Consider the following 19,018-nt stretch of genomic DNA (forward strand, 5'->3'; position numbering starts at 1 on the left):
ATCATGCCTATCTTTCGTTTGGACCCGGCCATAACCGGGCCAAGGCAGGAGACAGGACAATGAGACGATGCACGCTTGCCGCCGCAGCGGCGGCAACTCTGGCGCTGGGTGCTCCGGTGCTGGCCATGGAACACAAGACCATCATCGATCATCCCGTAGGCACGATCGCAGCGGACTATTCAGGCAAGAGCCGGGTTTCGCTGCAGCAGGTCGGCAGCGTTAGCGTCGGCGGGCGTCCGGAAACACTTCGCTGCCGCTGGACGGTTTCGCTGGTTGTGGAGCGGCAGGCAAGGCTCGGTTCCGGACAGGAGGCGCGGCGAACGCTGGCGCAGTCCGATGTGGTGAAGGGGTCCGCGCCGGGTTGGTGCCCGCAGCGCGATCAGGCGGCGGAGCGCTTGGCGGCGAAGCACCGCGACGACCTTCACGCCGCGCTGATGGCGCTGGTCGAGCAGGACCGCGCGCTGATCCTGGCCGAGGCAGACAGGATGCGGGGGACGCCGCGCGAGGGCTAGAGCCGGAGCCGTGACAGTCCGGATAATGCTGAGGCTGGCCGGAGCCATCGTGCTTCTGCCAGCCGGTGCGGCATGGGCGCAGCCGCTTGAGGCCGGAGCCGAAGCAGTCAGCGATGATGTGCGCGCCGGCATCAGCTGGAGCGGCGGCCGGGCCTCGGCCTCTGCCGATGCGCGGCTTGATCTTGGCGCCATGGATGTATCGCTGCGGCTGGCCACGTTGCGACGCGCGCCGCGTCATGCGGGCGCGGATCTCGTGGCCGATGTGGCCATCGGCCGCGACTGGGCGCTCGGTCCGGTCATTCTCCGCACCGAGGCGGTGGGCCATGTCTTTGCCGGCGCATCCCAGAGCATGGACTTCGGCGAACTGGTCCTGGGCGTCCGATACGGGCTTGGTCCGCTGCGCCTTGCCGCGACAGCGTGGTATGCGCCGCATCAGAGCACGATCGGCGGCGACAACTTGCATCTGCGCGTCGGTGCGGATGCAGGCCTGCCGGGCGTCCCCATCACCTTGTTGGCGAGCATCGGCCATACGGCGGGGGGCGGGCAGGGTCTGCGTACAACGCGTCTACGTCCCGCCGGTGACTACACCGACTGGAAGCTCGGCGCAGAGTATGCGCGCTACCCGCTGAGCCTGGGGCTCGAGTATGTGGGGACGACGGTTGCGACGAGCGGGGCCCCAGCTGGTCCGTTTGCCGATCCATCAGGCGCGGATGATCGGGTTGTCGCGCGGGTGCGCCTGTCGTTCTGAGGGGCTGGTTACTCTGAAATTGCATCGATCAATGTGCGAGTTTTGATGGCAAAACCCGATCACTGCGATGAACTTTACTCGCTTCCGGCTCAAAGCGACTAGGCGTAGTTTTGTTCCATCGAATACGCGATGGAGTCTTTCACCATGAACATGCAGACCGGCGATGCAGCGGGCGGTTGCCCAGTCCACAAGGACGCCGCGCGCGCCCTCCTGGGCCGTACCAACAAGGACTGGTGGCCCGAGGCGCTGCCGGTCGACATTCTCCATCAGGGCGGCGTTTCGCCCGATCCGACCGATCCCGGCTTCGACTATGCCGAAGCCTTCAAGGCGCTCGACTACGCAGCGCTCAAGGCCGATCTCACCGCGCTGATGACCGATAGCCAGCCGTGGTGGCCAGCGGATTATGGGCACTACGGCCCGTTCTTCATCCGCATGGCGTGGCACGCGGCTGGCACCTATCGCACAGCAGACGGACGCGGCGGTGCGAACAGCGGGCAACAGCGGTTTGCCCCGCTCAATTCCTGGCCCGACAATGGCAACCTCGACAAGGCGCGGCGGCTGCTCTGGCCGATCAAGCAGAAGTACGGGAAGCACATCTCGTGGGCGGACCTTTTCGTGCTGGCGGGCAATGTCGCGATAGAATCGATGGGTGGGCCGGTGTTCGGCTTCGGCGGCGGCCGGGCCGACGTCTATGAGCCCGAGCGCGACATCTACTGGGGGCAGGAATCGAAGTGGGTCGATTCCGCCGAAACGCGCATCCAGCCTGACAAGGGCACGCAGCTCGAAGAACCGCTCGCTGCGATCCAGATGGGGCTGATCTACGTGAACCCCGAAGGACCGGGCGGGGTGCCCGATCCGCTGGCATCCGCGCGCGACATCAAGATCACGTTCGCGCGCATGGCGATGGATCTGGAAGAGACCGCCGCGCTCACCGCGGGCGGCCACACCTTCGGCAAGGCCCACGGCGCAGGCGATGCCGCGCTGGTCGGCCCGGCGCCCGAAGCGGCGGACATCACCGCGCAAGGGTTCGGTTGGCTGAGCACCCACGGCAGCGGCGTGGGCGGCGATGCGATTACCAGCGGCATCGAGGGCGCGTGGGTCAACACGCCGACGGAATGGTCGGGCAACTACTTCCGCCTGCTGCTCGACTATGACTACGAACTGGTCCGCTCGCCCGCAGGTGCGCACCAGTGGCAGCCGGTTGGCCAGCGCGAGGAGGACATGGCGCCGGCGGCGGATGATCCGGCGCGGCGCGTGCCGACGATGATGACGACCGCCGATATGGCGCTCAAGATGGACCCGGAGTTCCGCGCGATTGCCGAGCGGTTCCGCCACGATCACGAAGCGTTCAAGGATGCCTTCGCGCGGGCCTGGTTCAAGCTGACCCACCGCGACATGGGGCCAAAGGCGCGCTACCTCGGCCCCGAAGTCCCGGCGGAAGACCTGATCTGGCAGGATCCGGTACCGGCGGGCCGGATGCCGCTTGAAGGCGAAATCGCGGCGTTCAGGCAAGCGATCCTCGCATCGGGCGTGGCACCTGCGGCGCTGATCAAGGCGGCCTGGGCTTCGGCCTCGACCTATCGCCGCACCGATCACCGCGGCGGTGCCAACGGTGCACGCATCCGCCTGGCCCCGCAAAAGGACTGGGCGGTGAACGATCCGGCAGAACTCGCCCAGGTCCTCGGCGTGATTGATAGCTTGCGCGGGAACCTCTCGTTGGCCGACGCCATCGTGCTGGCCGGCACTGCCGCTGTCGAAGCGGCGGCGAGGGCAGGCGGTTTCGAAGGTGCGGTGCCCTTCACCGGCGGACGCGGGGATGCGAGCGCGGAGTGGACCGATGCGGCAAGCTTTGCGGTGCTGGAGCCGCGCGCCGATGGCTTCCGCAACTACCTCGCGGCGAAGCACTCGGTGAGGACTGAGGAACTGCTGATCGACCGGGCTTCGCTGCTGGGTCTGTCAGCGCCGGAAATGGCCGTGCTCGTGGCGGGACTGCGGGTGCTTGGTGCAAACCAGGGTGGCAGCGACCTTGGCGCGTTCACCGACCGGGTGGGCGTGCTTAGCAACGACTTCTTCGTCAACCTGCTCGACATGGGCACGGTGTGGGGCGCGGTTGAAGGCAGTGGCGAGGAACTCTTCACGGGCCGCGACCGCGCGACCGGCGAAGTGAAGTGGCGGGCGAGCCGGGCCGACCTCGTGTTCGGATCGAACAGCCAGTTGCGCGCAGTGGCGGAAGTCTATGCCGAAGCGGGCGGCGACGCGAAGTTCCTGCGCGATTTCGTGAAGGCCTGGACCAAGGTGATGAACGCGGATCGCTTCGATCTGGCGTGATGGTTGAACCCGCCGGGCACATCGTGTGCCCGGCGGCTCAGTCCGCGAGGCTGCGCTTGAACAGCCGCTTGATCAGCCATGGTTCAAGCACCCGGCCGAGCAGCCAGAGGGCTGCGAAGATGCTGGCAAAGACATAGGCGGGCGTGGGCGAGAAGCCCTTCTTCTCCTCACCCCCGTCCTTTTTCTTGTCCCCGGCGCCCTTCGCGGCGTCCTTCTTCTCGTCCTTGGGCTTTTCGGGAGCGGGCGCGCCGAGGAACTTGTCGACCGGGTTGAGCTGGATCTCGCCCTTCTTGTTCTTCTTGGCGTCGTCCTTCTTCCCCTTTTCCTCGGCCTTGGGCTTTTCGAGCGTGCCGAGGAAAACCGTGAGCTGGCCAACCGCGAGGAACAGCAGCGGAGCCAGGAAGCAATAGAGCAGCGCGCGGCTGACGAGATGGTAGTGCAGTACGGCGCCTTCGCCCGCTGCCTCGATCCGCAGCGTGCCGGAATCGACGATCGACAGCGGATCCTGCGCCAGTTGGTCCTTCTTGGTCACCCGAAGCGTTTCACCCATGCGGGCGTGGGTGGTTCCAGCATGAGCGAAGAGCGGATCGAGCCGCGCAAACGCCTCCTCCGCGCCCTGGCCGGGGGGAAGCGGAACTTCGCCGCGGATCTGCCAGATCCATGTGATCAGGCGCCGGAGCGAGGCCTTTTCGGCAGGGGAGGGGCGGGCTTCCATCCCCGATACGCCGAGCGATACCACGTGTTATTCCGCCGGGACCGCAGTGTGATCCGCGAAGAACGGCTCGCGCGATCTGCGCTCCTTCCACGCCTTCCACCCTTCGGTGAACGGGTAGAGCATCTGCTCGCGGATCGACATGCGGCGGCCGCCTTCCATGCCGAGCAACTCAGCCTCGCCATCGATGCAAGTGCCGAACAGGCGGTCGATGAAGATGAAGGTGTTGGCGTAGTTGCTGCGGGTCGATTCAAAGTCTTGCGAATGGTGCAGGCTGTGATGCTCGGTGGTGTTGAACGTCCAGCGCCACCAGCGCGGGCTGTTGAAGCGCACGTTGATGTGTTGGTAGGCGCCCACCGACATGCCGATGGCACCCGCCAGCAAGAACGCGCGCGGCAGGAAGTCGAACAGGCCGCCGATGCCGAGCCCGATCAGGAACAGCTCCACCGGATTGCCTACCGCGCCCTTATGAACGTTGAGCTGGGTGATGTAGTGATGCACCGAGTGCGGCAGCCACAGCGGGTACCAATTGTGCATCCCGCGATGCATCCAGTACTGGCCGAAATCGAAGATGAAGATGATCAGAAAAGCCTGCAAAAGCAGCGGCAATCCCGTAAACCACGCGAATTTCTCAAGATGCAGGCCGCCCTGGATCGCCTCGATCGCGACATCGCTGCCGATGTAGTTTTCCGCAAGATTCACCATGGTGGCCGATACGCCGACATAGAACAGGTCGGTCGCCAGTTCTTTCCAGGTGATCTGCCAGCTTTTGTGGCGCGGGTTGGTGAGTTCGAGGATCTGCAGGATTACGCGGAAGCCGATCCCGATACCGATCGCGGTCGAAGCCTTCGCGATGGAATTAGGCGCATAGTACCAGAAAGCGATCATCCCGAAAAAGACTGCGGGCTGAAACCAGGTGAAGAACAGGCGCTTGAACGGCCCCCCTTCGACCTTGGGAATGTTGTCCCACCCGATCGTTACCGGCGACTGGGCACCAACAATCCGTTTTCCGACTCGAATACCGTCCATCACGCGTCCCCATGGTGCGGTGCAGCGAACGGGAGGATGGCAAATATTTGACGGTCGTCAAGCCCGTAGCACCGGCGCTTTAGGGCCAATTCATGCCGCAGTGCCGCGCTGTATGCGCTGCACTGCGGCATGAGTATTACGATTTATTACCTCACAGGTTCTCGAGCACATACTCGGCCGAGGAAACCTTGAAGTCGCCCGGCGCTTCGACATGGAGTTGCTCGACCGTGCCATCATTGACGACCATGGCAAAACGCTGGCCGCGAATGCCGAGACCGAAGCCGGTGCCGTCCATCGTGAGGCCGAGCGCCTTGGCGAAATCGCCGTTGCCGTCCGCCAGCATGGTGACGTCGGCCGAACCGGCGGCGGCGCCCCAGGCCTTCATCACGAAGGGATCGTTCACGGCGGTGCAGGCGATCTCGTCGATGCCCTTGGCGCGGATCTCGTCGGCCTTCTGCACAAAGCCGGGCAGGTGCTTGGCCGAGCAGGTTGGGGTGAAGGCGCCGGGGACCGAAAACAGCGCAACGCGCTTGCCGGCAAAGTAGTCAGCGGACTGCACCGCATCGATGCCATCGGCGGTGGCTTTCACCAGCTTCACGTCAGGCAGCTTGTCTCCAACCGCAATCGTCATGGGCAAGGATCCTCTTTGTTGTGTTGATCTGTGCGTTGGTGCGCATGGGCCGATATAGGCCCGGTGTGTGACAGCGCAACCGCCGCCGATATGGTAAGTCCGCTTCACCGCGGGCCTTTAAGGACAGGTAAATCCCGAGCGCGCTTCCGGTTCCCGAACGCCGGAGGCTTTGTGGGCAATTTCGGGACATGCCGCTGGACAATCTGGCGACGATGACAGCCGCGCTTGCTGAAATTGGCGACGAGGAGCTGGCGCAGTTGGCTGGGCTTCCCATCCGGCGAATGAGATCCGGCATCGCCCGAAAGTGATATAAAGACTTCTTTATATCCCCATTGCGCATTGGTGAGAGGCCCGCTAAGAGAGTGGCAATCCTGCCATCGTCTTGGCGGGCTTTTTCGTTTGATCTGCAATCTTGGAGACTGCCTCGTGGCCAGCGTGCTTGACGCCCGTAAAGACTATGTGATCGCCGATATCGGCCTTGCCGACTTCGGGCGCGCCGAAATCAGGATTGCCGAGACCGAAATGCCCGGCCTCATGGCCCTGCGCGAGGAATTCGGCGCGTCGCAGCCGCTCAAGGGCGCGCGCATCACCGGCTCGCTCCACATGACGATCCAGACCGCCGTGCTGATCGAGACGCTGACTGCGCTCGGCGCCGAAGTGCGCTGGGCGACTTGCAACATCTTCTCGACGCAGGACCACGCCGCCGCCGCGATTGCCGCGTCGGGCGTGCCGGTCTTCGCGATCAAGGGCGAGAGCCTCGCCGAATACTGGGATTATGTCGGTTCGATCTTCACCTGGGACGCCGAAACCCCGGGCCAGACTGCCAACATGATCCTCGACGATGGCGGCGATGCCACCATGTTCGCGCTGTGGGGCGCCCGCGTTGAGGCTGGCGAGACGCTGTTCGAGCCGAGCAACGCCGAAGAGATCGAGTTCGTCCGTGCGCTCAAGGCTTTCCTCAAGGCTAAGCCGGGCTACCTGACCGAGACGGTCAAGAACATCAAGGGCGTCTCGGAAGAGACCACCACGGGCGTGCACCGGCTCTATCAGATCGCCAAGGAAGGCAAGCTGCCGTTCCCCGCGATCAACGTGAACGATTCGGTGACCAAGTCGAAGTTCGACAACCTTTATGGCTGCAAGGAATCGCTGGTCGACGCGATCCGCCGCGCCACCGATGCCATGCTCGCCGGTAAGGTCGCCTGCGTTGCCGGCTTCGGCGATGTCGGCAAGGGTTCGGCCGCCTCGCTCCGCAACGGCGGCGCGCGCGTCATGGTCACCGAAATCGATCCGATCTGCGCGTTGCAGGCGGCTATGGAAGGCTATGAAGTCGTGACGATGGACGAGGCGGTCAAGCGCTGCGACATCTTCGTGACCGCCACCGGCAACGAGGACGTGATCACCGCCGACCACATGAAGGCGATGAAGCCCATGTCGATCGTGTGCAACATCGGCCACTTCGACAGCGAGATCCAGATTGCGGCGCTCGACAACTACAAGTGGACCGAAGTGAAGCCGGGCACCGACCTCGTCGAGTTCCCGGATGGCAAGCAGATCATCATTCTGGCCAAGGGCCGCCTGGTGAACCTGGGCTGCGCCACCGGCCACCCCAGCTTCGTGATGAGCGCGAGCTTCACCAACCAGACGCTGGCGCAGATCGAGCTGTTCACCAACCCCGAGCAGTACAAGAACGACGTCTACGTGCTGCCCAAGCACCTCGACGAGAAGGTCGCGGCGCTGCACCTCGCCAAGCTTGGTGTGCAGCTCTCGAAGCTGAGCGAAAAGCAGGCGGCCTACATCGGCGTGCCCGAGCAGGGCCCGTTCAAGCCGGACCACTATCGCTACTAAGCTTCACTGGAGGTCTGCGGCCTCCACTGGACGGAACGAGGCCCGCGCTGATGCGCGGGCCTTTTTCGTGCGCCCATCCCACAGCTTGTGGCCTGCCTGACATTGTAATTTGCCGCGCCGCACCCTAGCCAAGCAGGGATGGTCCTGCCGCCGTTTGCCCTTGTTCTTGTTGCGCTTGTCCTTGCTGCCTGGACGCTGGGGGCCGCGTGGGCGGTTCTGTCCGCCCGCGCGCGCCTCGCTCGGGCCGAAGCGACGCAGCGTCTGGCCCGCCGGCTTTCGCGCATGATCGAGGAAGCGCCCGCGTTGCCCCTGCTGGTGCGGGCGGACGGACGAATCGAGGGGCCTTCGCGGCTCGCGGGCTGGCTCGGGCTCGATGCAGTGCCTGGCTTCCTCAGCGAACTGGATGCCGGCGAAGTGGGGCTCGACGAAGTTCAGCTCTCGCAGCTCAGCGATGCGGTGCGCAAGGCGCAAAAGACCGGCGCGCCGTTCGAGCTGGCGCTAAGCCCGCGCGGCGGCAAGCGCAGCCTTGGTGCGCGGGGCCATCTCGCCGATCCGCAGGTCTCGCCGGGCGGCGCGGCGCTCGTGTGGTTCTTCGACTTTACCGAAAGCGTAGCCGAGCTGCGCCGGTTGCGCGCCGAGGCCGCCTCTGCGCGGGCCGATTTTTCCGCGCTCGCGGGCCTGATCGAGGCGGCACCGCTGCCGATGTGGTTCCGCGGACCGGACATGGCGCTGCGCCTCGTCAACAGCGCCTATGTCAAGGCAGTCGGGGCCTCCAGCGCGGCGGATGTGGTCTCCGCAGGAACCGAACTGATCGAACCGATCGATGGGGTGAGCGCGGCCAAGATCGCCCAGCAGGTCTTCAACCGCCGCCTGGCCGTCGAACGGGTGGTCTCGGCGACCATCGGCGGGCAGCGCCGGTCGATCCGCGTCTCGGATCTGCCGTTGGGGGACGACGGGGTTGCCGGCTACGCGGTCGATACCGAGGAAATGGAGGAGTTGCAGCGCCAGTTCCGCCGCTTCCGCGAGGCGCAGCGCGAGATGCTCGATACGCTCTCGGCGGGGATCGCGCAGTTCGACGAGAAGCGCAATCTGGTCTTCGCCAACCAGCCGTTCCTGCGCATCTTCAGCGTGCCGCAGGCCTGGGTGGTCGATACGCCGCCGTTCGACCGCGTGCTCGACCGCATGCGCGACAGCGCGCGCCTGCCCGAAGTGCGCGACTTTCCGGAATGGCGGCGCGAGCGGCAGGGCTGGTTCCTTTCGCGCGAGCCGCGGGAGGAATCATGGCATCTGAGCGACGGCACCCATCTGCGCGTGATCGGTCAGCCGATGCCGGACGGCGGCCTCCTCATGATCTTCGAGGACCGCACCGAGCAACTCCAACTTTCCGCGACGCGCGATACCTTGCTGCGCACGCGCACGGCGACCTTCGACAATCTGTTTGAATCGCTGGCAGTGTTCGGCCCTGATGGCCGTCTGCAACTGTGGAACCGCCGCTTTGCCAGTGAAATGGGGCTGGAGGAGGAATTCCTCGCCACGCATCCGCGCGCAGATGCACTGCTGAGCCGGATGGCCAAGATGCTCAAGCGCCCCGCGCAAGTGAGCACGATTGGCCAGGTCATTCAGTCCGCATCGCTGGAGCGCAAGCAGCAGAGTGGGCGCATCCTGCTCGCCGATGGACGCTCGTTCGCGATCGCGGGCGTGCCGCTACCCGATGGCAACGGGCTGCTCACCGTGCTCGACATCACCGATTCCGAAAAGGCCGAGGCAGCGCTGCGCGAACGCAATGCGGCGCTGGTCGAAGCGGATGCGGTCAAGACGCGCTTCATCGCCAACATGAGCTATGAATTCCGCACCCCGCTCACCTCGATCGGCGGGTTTGCCGAACTGCTTCAGAGCGGGATTGCAGGCGATCTCACCACGCAGGCGCAGGAATACGTGAGCGCGATCCTCACCTCGGTCGAGCGGCTTGGCGAGCAGATCGAGAACGTGCTCGATCTTTCGCAGAGCGAGGCGGGAACCCTGCCGCTGGCGGCCGAGCCGGTCGATCTGTTTCCGCTGCTGGGCGACGTGGTGCGCGAGCGGGCGGAGCGGCTGACCGGGGCGGAGATCACGCTCGACTTGCGCGGCAGCTCCGCCATCGGCAGCGCAACCGGAGACCGCAAGCGGCTGCGGCGCCTGTTCGGCCAATTGATCGACAATGCGATTACCGCGACCCCGAAGGGCGGGCGCATCCTTGTCGAAGCCTCGCGCCGAAAGGGCGGCAAGGGCGGGAAAGGTGCGCTGCAGGTGGTCGTCTCCGACAATGGGCAGGGGATGGACCCGGCGCAACTTGCCCGCGCGCTCGAAGGGCTCAAGATCAGTGCTGACGGCCGTTCGGTGGAGCGGCGCGGCGGGGTCGGCCTGCCGCTCGTTCGCCAGCTTGTCGCCGCGCATGGCGGTTCGTTCGAACTGCTTTCTGAAAAGGGTGAGGGAACCAGCGCCGTGGTGACGTTACCTTGAGGGAATTTGGACCATGAGGGACTTTGGGCCGTGAAGGAGTTCTGGCCATGATCATACCGCTCACGGACCTTTCCGCGACTGACGCACTCGCCCGCCGGATCGCCACGCTGCTGCATCCCGGCGATGTGATCGCGCTCAGCGGCGGGCTCGGCGCTGGCAAGACAACGCTTGCGCGCGCGATTATTGCGGCGCTTGGCTACCAGAGCGAAGTGCCCAGCCCCAGCTTCGCGATCATCGAGGTTTATGATCCCCCGGCGCTGCGGATGCGCGTGGTCCATGCCGATTTCTACCGGCTTGAAGACCCCGAAGAGGCGGCCGAACTTGGCCTCGACGATTACCGCGCCGATGCCGTGCTGATCGCGGAATGGCCCGAACACGCTGGCGGTTTCGCGCATGAACCGGCGTGCTTGTCGATAAGGCTGGAAATCCTTGAAAACGAGCGCGTCGCCATTGTCGAGGCGGGGCCTGATTGGCTAGAGCGCAGGGGATGGACGTGACCTCCACTGCAATGCAGGCCCCTGAAAGCGCTCTTCCCGAGGGCGCGCACCCGTTTCTTGTCGCCGCTGGCTGGGGCACAGCCGTGGTCGAGCCGATCCCGGGCGATGCTTCGGCGCGGCGCTATTTCCGCCTCCGACGCCCGGGCTCCACAGCCATGCTGATGCATGCGCCGCCACCGGGTGAAGATCCTGAGCCGTTTCTGCGTGCCGCGCGCTGGCTTGACGCCAACGGCATGCGCGCGCCGCAGATATTTGCCGAGGATGCGGCAAAAGGCTTCGTGTTGCTGCAGGATTTCGGCGAAGTGCGTATGCGCGAATACGTCGATGCCTGGCCGCAGGACGAGCGCGAGATCTATACCCATGCGGTCGATGCGCTGCTGCAGTTGCACCGCCTGCCGCCCGGGCCCTTCACGCTCTATTCGCTAGCCGAGTACCAGCGCGAGGCGCGGTTGTTCGTCGAATGGTACTGCCCGGTGCAGGGGCTTGGCGTCGATCATACCGGGTGGACGCAGGCGTGGGAGCAAGTGCTCGGCCCACTGCTTTCGCGCCAGCGTCCGGGTGTGACGGTGCTGCGCGACTATCATGCCGAGAACATCATGCTTCATGGCGGACTGGGCAAGCAGGGCCTGCTCGATTTCCAGGACGCGCTGGTCGGACACGCGGCCTACGATCTCGTATCGTTGCTGCAGGATGCCCGGCGCGATGTCGATCCGGCAATCGAGCGGGCCATGCTCGACCACTATATCGCGGTGAGCGGCGCGGACGCCCATTTTGAGGAGGACTATGCGCGGCTCGGGGCGCAGCGCAACGCCAAGATCGTGGGCATTTTCGTGCGGTTGTGGCGGCGCGACGGCAAGCCGCGCTACCTCGATTACATCCCGCGCGTGTGGGGCCTGTTGGAGCGTGATCTGGCGCATCCGGTGCTGGCCCCTGTTGCGCGCTGGTTCGATGCCAATGTGCCGGCGGAGCTGCGCGATCCAGCGAAGCGGCTTGGCGGGACGTTCCCGGCATGACGAAGCGCGATGGTTCTTTGGCCAGCGATGTCGCGATGGTGCTCGCCGCCGGGATCGGCAAACGCATGCGCCCGCTGACTGCCACTCGGCCCAAGCCGCTGGTGCGCGTGAACGGCCGCGCGCTGATCGACCACAGCCTCGACAAGCTGGTCGAGGCGGGAGTTTCGCGCGCGGTGGTGAACGTGCATTACCTGCCCGGGCAGATCGAGGCGCATCTTGCCCAGCGCAGCGCGCCTGCCTTCGCCGTTTCGGACGAGCGTGAGGCGCTGCTCGAGACGGGCGGCGGCATGGTCAAGGCGCTGCCGCTGATCGCTGCCGATCCGTTCTTCTGCCTCAATAGCGACAACGTTTGGCTTGATGGGCCGCAGAACGTGTTTGCGGCCTTGAGCGCGGCGTGGGATCCGGCGCAGATGGACGCGCTGCTGCTGCTCGTCAGCCACGCGCGGGCGTTCAACTATACGGGGCGCGGTGATTTCCACCTTGATCCCTTGGGCCAAATCAGCCGCCGCAAGCCCGGCCGGGTGGCGCCGTTCATCTATACGGGCATCCAGATCGTCTCGCAGCGCTTGCTGCGCGATGCCCCGCAGGGGGCCTTTTCCACCGGCGTGCTGTGGGACCGCGCCATCGCGGAAGGGCGGCTCTATGGCATTTCGCACAACGGCCTCTGGTTCGAAGTCGGCGCGCCCGAGATGATCGCGCCGACCGAGGCCGCCTTGCAGCGTGGCTGAGCGCGGACCCGGCGTCTATTCCATTGCCGCGCACCGCGGCTTTGCCGACGCACTCGTGGCAGGGCTCATCCCACGCTACCGCGAGGAAGGCTTCGGCCTGGCGCGACTGACTCTGCTGCTGCCAACCCGCCGCGCCGTGCGCATCGTAACAGAGGCTTTCATCCGTGCGAGCGGCGCGGAAGGCGGTACTGGCGGCCTTCTGCTCCCGCGCATGGCAGTGGTGGGCGATCTCGATCTCGACGAGACGCTGGGGCCGCTGCTCGATCCGCTGGGCGAGGGCGCCGACCTGCCACCGGCGGCCGATCCTACCGCGCGGTTACTGGCGCTGGCGGACATGCTCCGAAGCGATCCCGAGACCCGCGCACCATCCGCGCCGGGGCTCTTGCGGCAGGCGCGTTCGCTGGCGCGGGCGATGGACCGGCTCGCTGTGGAGGATATCGCGCTGGAGGCGCTGCTCGATCCTGAAGTGGTCGGGCTGGTCGGGGAACTGGCGGAGCACTGGCGGCAGGGGACTGCGCAATTCGCCCGCATTCTGGCGCGTTGGCAGGCCCGGTGCGAGGAGCGCGGCGAGATCGATGCACCGGTGCGGCGGGGCCGCCTGCTGGCGCATGTGGCCGAGCGTTGGCGGCGCGAGCCACCGCCTCATCCGGTGGTCGCTGCGGGCGTGACATCGGCAGCGCCTGCGGTCGCGCGGTTGCTGCGGGTGGTTTCGGAACTGCCGCAAGGCGCGGTGATCCTGCCCGATCTCGATCTGGCGCTGCCTGATGCCGTCTGGGACGCGCTGGGCGTAGCGGGCAATACCGAGCGGCCCGATGCGCCCGTCTTCGCGCGCGGCGATGTGGCGACGCATCCGCAGTATCACCTGAAGCTCCTGCTGGCGCGCATGGGAATTGCGCGCGGGGAAGTGCAGGCGTGGCACCGCTCCGGTCCGGCGGCCGCGCCACCTGCGCGCAGCCGGGCGATCTCGAACCTGTTCCTGCCGCCCGAGGCGAGCACGGTTTGGGCCGAGCTGCCCGCGGAGGCCAGGCGGCTTTCGGGCGTACGCCTGATGGAGACTGCACACCCGGAAGAAGAGGCGCAAGCGGTTGCGGTGCTGGTGCGGCAGGCCTTGGCCGAGCCGGAGAAGCGCGTGGCGGTGATCACGCCGGACCGCGATCTTGCGCAGCGTCTGGTTGCACATCTGGAGCGCTGGGGGATTTCGGCTGATGATACGGCTGGCCGCCCGCTGGCGCAGACACCGGCGGGCCGTGTGCTGCTGCAGCTCGCCGAGATTGCCGCGACCGCTTCGGCCCCGGTGCCGCTGCTGGCGCTGCTGGGCCACCCGCTGGTGCGGCGCGGCGAAGAGCGAGCGGCGTGGCTGGAGCGCGTGCGCCAACTCGATCTCGCGCTGCGCGGGCCGCGTCCGGGTCCGGGACTGGAGGCTGTGCGCAGCGCCGTGGCGGCGAGGGAAAAGGCGTACCCCGGCCTTGCTGCATGGTGGGATGAGGTAGCGGCCATTCTGGCACCGCTGACGGACGATGCGGTGCCGCCTTCGCTGGCTCTCGGGCTCGATACCTTGGCCGAGGTGGCAGAGGCCCTGTGCGGTGCGGCGATTTGGGGTGAGGCCGACGGGCGCGCGCTGGCGGCTTTCATCGAGCAATGGCGCGAGGCGGCGCAAGACAGCCCGCTGCCGGTGGAGCCCGCCGATCTGCACGCGCTGTTAAGCGACGCGCTTGCCGAGATCGCAGTGCGCCCGCCCTATGGCGGCCATCCGCGCCTTTCCATCTACGGCTTGCTCGAAGCGCGGATGAGCCGGGCGGAGCTGGTGATCTGCGCCGGGATGACTGAGGGTAAATGGCCCGCTGCGCCCGCGCCCGATCCCCTGCTGGCACCCCCGGTGATGCGCGCGCTGGGCATTCCCGGCGCCGACTTCCGCATCGGGCTTGCCGCGCATGATCTGGCCGCAGCGCTGGGCGCGCCGGAAGTCGTGCTGAGCCATGCGGCGCGCGACGCGTCCGGGCCGGTGATCCCCTCACGCTTCCTGCTGCGTATCCGCGCGATGCTGGGGCGCGAGCTGGAGCGCGAGACGGAAGCGGTGCGCATTGCCCGCGCGCTCGACAAGGCTCAGGCTGCGCCAGCCTATCCGCAGCCCGCGCCGATACCGAGCGCGGAGCAGCGCCGTGTCAGCATCGCCTCCACCGCGCTCGATCGGCTGCGGGGCGATCCCTACCAGTTCTATGCTCAGGCGATCATGGGCCTGCGCAGGCTCGATCCGCTCGATGCGGCGCCGACGGCGGCGTGGCGCGGGACGGTGGCGCACGCGGTGCTGCAGCAGTGGCACGATGGCGGCAGCGCGCGCGGCGAACTCTTGCCGCTGGCCGAGCGCACTTTGGCCGACCTGAGCGCGCACCCCTTCATGCGCGGGCTGTGGCGGCCAAGGCTGCTCGCGGCTCTGCAATGGGTGGAGGACCACAACGCCGAGCTCGCCGTGCAGGGCAGGCAGCCGGTGCTGTGGGAGAAGACCGGAGCGACCGAGATCAAGGGCGTGACGATCCATGGCCGGGCAGACCGGATCGACCGCCTCGCCGATGGCACACTGGCGGTGGTCGATTACAAGACGGGCAAGCCGCCTTCGGGCAAGATGGTGCAGGATGGCTATGCGCTGCAGCTTGGCCTTGTCGCGCTGATCGCCGAACGCGGCGGGTTCGCGGGGCAGGGCGGCAAGGCGCATGGGTTCGAATATTGGTCGCTGCAGAAGAAGGCGGACACCTTCGGCTATTGCGAGGAGCCGGTGCCAGGCGGTCGCAAGACAACCGGCCTGCCGCGCGAGGAATTTGTGGCGACGACGGAGGCCTTCCTGATCGAGGCCATCGACAAGTGGATCCTTGGTACGGAACCCTTTACCGCGCGGCCCAATCCGGATCTGCCCGGCTATACCGACTATGACCAGCTGATGCGGCTCGAAGAGTGGCAGGGGCGGGGGGCGACGTCGGCATGAGCAAGGTCTATCCGCTTCAGGACAACCAGCGCCTTGCCGTGCAGCCCGAGCGGACGGTGTGGCTATCGGCCTCTGCGGGTACTGGCAAGACGCAGGTCCTGTCTGCACGCGTGCTGCGCCTGCTGCTGCAGGACGGGGTCTCGCCCGATCAGATCCTCTGCCTCACGTTCACCAAGGCGGGCGCCGCCGAAATGGCGACGCGCGTCAATGACGTGCTGGCGCGCTGGGTGCGGCTGCCGGAAATCGAACTGGCCGCAGAACTCAGGGCAATCGGCGCGCCCTATGGTCCGGCGGTGACCGCGCGCGCGCGCAGCCTGTTTGCCGCAGTGCTCGATTGCCCTGGTGGTGGCCTTAGGATCGAGACGATCCATGCGTTTTCGCAGTGGCTGCTGGGTGCGTTCCCGGCCGAGGCGGGGCTCGTCCCCGGCACGCGCGCGATGGAGGACCGCGACCGCGATCTGTTGCTGCGCGAAGTGCTGGCAGACTTGCTGATCACCGCGCAGGAGCAGGGCGACGATGCGCTGTTTGCCGCGCTGGAGGACCTCAGCCTTCGCATGGGGGAGGATGCCGTGCCGGCGTTCCTGCTGCGCTGCGCCTCGGCTCATGCGCTGTGGGAAGGGCCGGGGGCCTGGCAGCCGCCGCTGCGCCCGCGCATCAACCGGCTGCTCGGTCTGGATGCCGAAGAGGATGGGGCTGGCCTTGCTGATATGGTGCGGGACAGCGCGTTCGATGTTCGCGCGGTCGAAGTTTGCATGGAGGCCAACCGGCGCTGGGGGACGGCGCAAGGCTTGGACGCTGCATCTGTGCTTCAGGATTGGCTGGAGTCCGAACCAACAGCACGAATTGCAGGGCTGGATGACTTCGCCGGCAAGTTTTTAACGGGCAAGGGCGAACCAAAATCGCCGCGCTATCTTCTCAAGCACGAACCTGCCTACGCCGACTATCAGCTTCGCGTGATTGAGGACCTGAAGCGGGTGAAGGAAGTGCGCGCGCTGGTCGCTCTTGCTGCGCGGCTCGATCCCGCGCTCACGCTGGGGCGGCGCTTTGCGTTGGCCTGGGCCGAGGCGAAGGCGCGTGAGGGCTTCATCGATTTCGATGACCAGATCCGCGCGGCGGCCGATCTGCTGACGAAGCAGGCCCCGGCGGAATGGATCCGCTACAAGCTGGATCGCCGCTTCGATCACATACTGGTCGACGAAGCGCAGGATACCAACACCGCGCAGTGGCGCATCGTGCTCGATGGTCTGGTCGGCGATTTCTTCAGCGGCGAAGGGCAGCGGGGGGATGTGAACCGCACGCTGTTTGTGGTCGGTGACTACAAGCAGGCGATCTTCGGCTTTCAAGGCACGAGCCCGGAAAACTTTGCCGCCGCGCGCGAGCGGGTGAAGCGGCAGCTTGATGAGCTGGCCGAGGCCACGGCAGACCCGGCGAAGGCACTGCTGCCGCTGGGGCTGGGCCGGTCCTATCGCACGGCGGCTTCGGTGCTTGCCTTCGTCGACCGCGCGATCCACGCGATCGGTCCGGATCGGTTCGGCCTGCCCGAAGCGCCCGAGGTGCATCGCGGGGACGAGGCGCGTCCGGGCCTTGTCACGCTGTGGCACACTGTCGGCGGCGCGGCTGATGACGACGATGACGCGCCGCCAGGCGAGGGCGATGAGGGCGCAGAGACCTGGCTCTCGCGGCCGGACCGGGTGATGGCCGACCAGATCGCGATGCAGGTGCGCCGCTGGCTCGATACCGGCTTTCCGCTGCACAAGGGCGGTCCGCGCCGGGCGACACCGGGCGATTTCATGGTGCTGGTGCGGTCGCGTAAGGCGCTTGCAGGCCTCATTGTCGCACGGCTCCATGCGCGCGGTGTGCCGGTGGCGGGGGTCGACCGATTGCGGCTCGGCGCGCCGCTGGCGGTGAAGGATCTTGTCGCGGCCTTGCGCTTCTGTGCGCAGCCGCTTGACGACCTCAACCTCGCGTCACTTCTGGTCTCTCCGCTGGTCGGCTGGTCGCAGGACATGCTGCTGGAGCATGGCTACCGCGCCAAGGGCGTGCGTCTGTGGGATCACCTTCGGCAGACCGAGGGCCCCGCGACCTATCCGGCGCTGGAGCAGCTGCGCGGTGCGCTCGCCCGCGCCGATTTCGGCACGCCGGCGCAATTGCTGCACTGGCTGCTGGTGGGGCCGTGGCAGAGCCGCCGCAAGCTGGTGGCGCGGCTCGGCGAGGAAGCCAATGATCCCATCGATGAGCTGATCAATGCCGCCATGGCCTATGCGGGCGGCCAGACGCCGAGCCTTGTCGGGTTCCTGCAGTGGTTCGACGCTGGCGATGGCGAGCTGAAACGGGAGGCGGGCCAGAAGGCCGATCTCGTCCGCGTGATGACGGTCCATGGCTCGAAGGGCCTTGAGGCGCCCATCGTGATCCTGGCCGATGCGGCGGCCGATCCCGACAAATCCATGCCGCGCGGGTTGGCGCTTGAAGAACTGGTGGTGGACGAACGGCGCAAGGTGCCGCTGCCGCCCTTGCGCAAGGCCGAACAGGCCGGGCCGGTCCGCGAAGCCGCCGAAAAGGCGGCGGCAGACGAGCGGGAAGAGCACTGGCGGCTGCTCTATGTCGCCATGACGCGTGCCGAGGAAGCGCTGTTCATCGGCGGCGCGCTCGGTGGCAAGGCGAAGGAGCCACCGCCGGAAAGCTGGTACGCGCAGCTTGCGCCGCTGTTCGGTGAGGAAGACGGTGCATGGCGCGACGATCCGATCTGGGGCGCCTCGCGCCAGCTTGGCGGGCTCGGTCCGCTCCCGGCGGCAATCGCTGCTGCGCCTCCGCCGGCTGAGCCGGACGGGCACCTGCCCGATTGGCTGGCCGCGCCGCTCCCGGCCGAGCCGCGTCCGCCGCGTCCGCTTGCGCCATCTGGGCTGGGCGAGGCGGGCGAAGCCTCCGATCCGCCCTCGCCGCCGGGGCCTGCCGCCCGAATGGCGGCGCGGCGCGGCACGCTGCTGCACAAGCTGATCGAACGCCTGCCGGAACTACCCCCTGAAGCCCGCGCAGGGGCCGCGCGAAAGTGGCTCTCGCGCATGGCCGCCGATTTCGACGACGATGCGCGCGAGGACATGGCGGCAGCGGCGCTGCGCGTGCTGGGTGAACCTGCCTGGGCCGAAGTGTTCGGCGCCGGATCGCTCGCGGAAGTGCCGATCGCGGCTGTCGTCGGCGAGCGGGTGGTTAGTGGCACGCTCGACCGGTTGCTGCTGGCGGAGACGCACGTTCGCGTCGTCGATTTCAAGACCGACCGCCGCCCGCCGCAGGGCATTGCCGAGGTGCCGCCTGCCAGCCTGCGCCAGATGGCCGCTTATGTCGCCGCGCTGGAAGTGATCTATCCGGGGCGCCGCGTGGAAGCCGCTTTGTTGTACACGCACACGCCTCGGCTGATCGTGATCCCGCCCGAGGTGGTCACGGCGCACAAGCCTGCCCTTCAGGCCGCGCAGGAAAGCTTTTAGCGCTGTTTTCTTGCGCAGCG

At 66.7% G+C, this 19,018-nt stretch carries 13 protein-coding genes; 10 read left to right on the forward strand and 3 right to left on the reverse strand.

Annotated elements, in window-relative coordinates:
- Positions 1 to 59: 59 nt before the first annotated feature.
- The 3 genes from ACO06X_RS00935 to katG all read left to right on the forward strand — a co-directional run bounded on the left by ACO06X_RS00935 (position 60) and on the right by katG (position 3,588).
- Positions 60 to 512, forward strand: a complete 453-nt coding sequence (locus tag ACO06X_RS00935; protein ID WP_421838155.1) for a hypothetical protein — start codon at positions 60 to 62, stop codon at positions 510 to 512.
- A gap of 10 nt (positions 513 to 522) precedes the next feature.
- Positions 523 to 1,260: a TorF family putative porin gene (locus ACO06X_RS00940; RefSeq protein WP_421838156.1), complete on the forward strand. Its 738-nt coding sequence runs from the start codon at positions 523 to 525 to the stop codon at positions 1,258 to 1,260.
- 144 nt (positions 1,261 to 1,404) lie between these two features.
- The gene (gene katG / locus ACO06X_RS00945) at positions 1,405 to 3,588 is read left to right on the forward strand and encodes a catalase/peroxidase HPI (RefSeq protein ID WP_421838157.1); all 2,184 of its coding nucleotides are present in this window, start codon (positions 1,405 to 1,407) and stop codon (positions 3,586 to 3,588) included.
- A gap of 37 nt (positions 3,589 to 3,625) precedes the next feature.
- Here the strand turns inward: katG and ACO06X_RS00950 are convergent, their stop codons facing one another.
- The 3 genes from ACO06X_RS00950 to ACO06X_RS00960 form a co-directional block, all read right to left on the reverse strand.
- Complete coding sequence (locus tag ACO06X_RS00950; RefSeq protein WP_421838158.1) at positions 3,626 to 4,327, reverse strand: hypothetical protein; 702 nt, start codon at positions 4,325 to 4,327, stop codon at positions 3,626 to 3,628.
- 3 nt (positions 4,328 to 4,330) lie between these two features.
- On the reverse strand, positions 4,331 to 5,329 hold the full coding sequence (locus ACO06X_RS00955) for a sterol desaturase family protein (protein ID WP_421838159.1): 999 nt from the start codon (positions 5,327 to 5,329) through the stop codon (positions 4,331 to 4,333).
- Between the two features lie 151 nt (positions 5,330 to 5,480).
- Complete coding sequence (locus ACO06X_RS00960) at positions 5,481 to 5,960, reverse strand: peroxiredoxin (RefSeq protein WP_421838160.1); 480 nt, start codon at positions 5,958 to 5,960, stop codon at positions 5,481 to 5,483.
- Positions 5,961 to 6,386: 426 nt separating this feature from the next.
- Between ACO06X_RS00960 and ahcY the strand changes: the two genes are divergently transcribed.
- From ahcY to addA, 7 genes are all read left to right on the forward strand, one after another.
- Positions 6,387 to 7,805, forward strand: a complete 1,419-nt coding sequence (ahcY, locus tag ACO06X_RS00965; RefSeq protein WP_298164405.1) for an adenosylhomocysteinase — start codon at positions 6,387 to 6,389, stop codon at positions 7,803 to 7,805.
- A 138-nt stretch (positions 7,806 to 7,943) separates the two neighbouring features.
- Positions 7,944 to 10,304, forward strand: coding sequence for a PAS-domain containing protein (locus tag ACO06X_RS00970; RefSeq protein ID WP_421838161.1), 2,361 nt, complete (start codon positions 7,944 to 7,946; stop codon positions 10,302 to 10,304).
- A 47-nt stretch (positions 10,305 to 10,351) separates the two neighbouring features.
- Positions 10,352 to 10,801, forward strand: a complete 450-nt coding sequence (tsaE, locus tag ACO06X_RS00975; RefSeq protein WP_421838162.1) for a tRNA (adenosine(37)-N6)-threonylcarbamoyltransferase complex ATPase subunit type 1 TsaE — start codon at positions 10,352 to 10,354, stop codon at positions 10,799 to 10,801.
- A gap of 11 nt (positions 10,802 to 10,812) precedes the next feature.
- On the forward strand, positions 10,813 to 11,814 hold the full coding sequence (locus tag ACO06X_RS00980; RefSeq protein ID WP_421839965.1) for an aminoglycoside phosphotransferase family protein: 1,002 nt from the start codon (positions 10,813 to 10,815) through the stop codon (positions 11,812 to 11,814).
- A complete protein-coding gene (locus tag ACO06X_RS00985) occupies positions 11,811 to 12,542 on the forward strand; it encodes a nucleotidyltransferase family protein (RefSeq protein WP_421838163.1) in 732 nt (243 codons plus the stop codon). The genes ACO06X_RS00980 and ACO06X_RS00985 overlap by 4 nt, the downstream gene beginning before the upstream one ends.
- Positions 12,535 to 15,519: a double-strand break repair protein AddB gene (gene addB / locus ACO06X_RS00990; protein WP_421838164.1), complete on the forward strand. Its 2,985-nt coding sequence runs from the start codon at positions 12,535 to 12,537 to the stop codon at positions 15,517 to 15,519. The genes ACO06X_RS00985 and addB overlap by 8 nt, the downstream gene beginning before the upstream one ends.
- Positions 15,516 to 18,998, forward strand: a complete 3,483-nt coding sequence (addA, locus tag ACO06X_RS00995) for a double-strand break repair helicase AddA (RefSeq protein ID WP_421838165.1) — start codon at positions 15,516 to 15,518, stop codon at positions 18,996 to 18,998. Before addB ends, addA begins: the two co-directional genes overlap by 4 nt.
- Positions 18,999 to 19,018 lie beyond the last annotated feature (20 nt).

The organism is Novosphingobium sp. (assembly GCF_965229225.1).
Lineage (GTDB): Bacteria > Pseudomonadota > Alphaproteobacteria > Sphingomonadales > Sphingomonadaceae > Novosphingobium.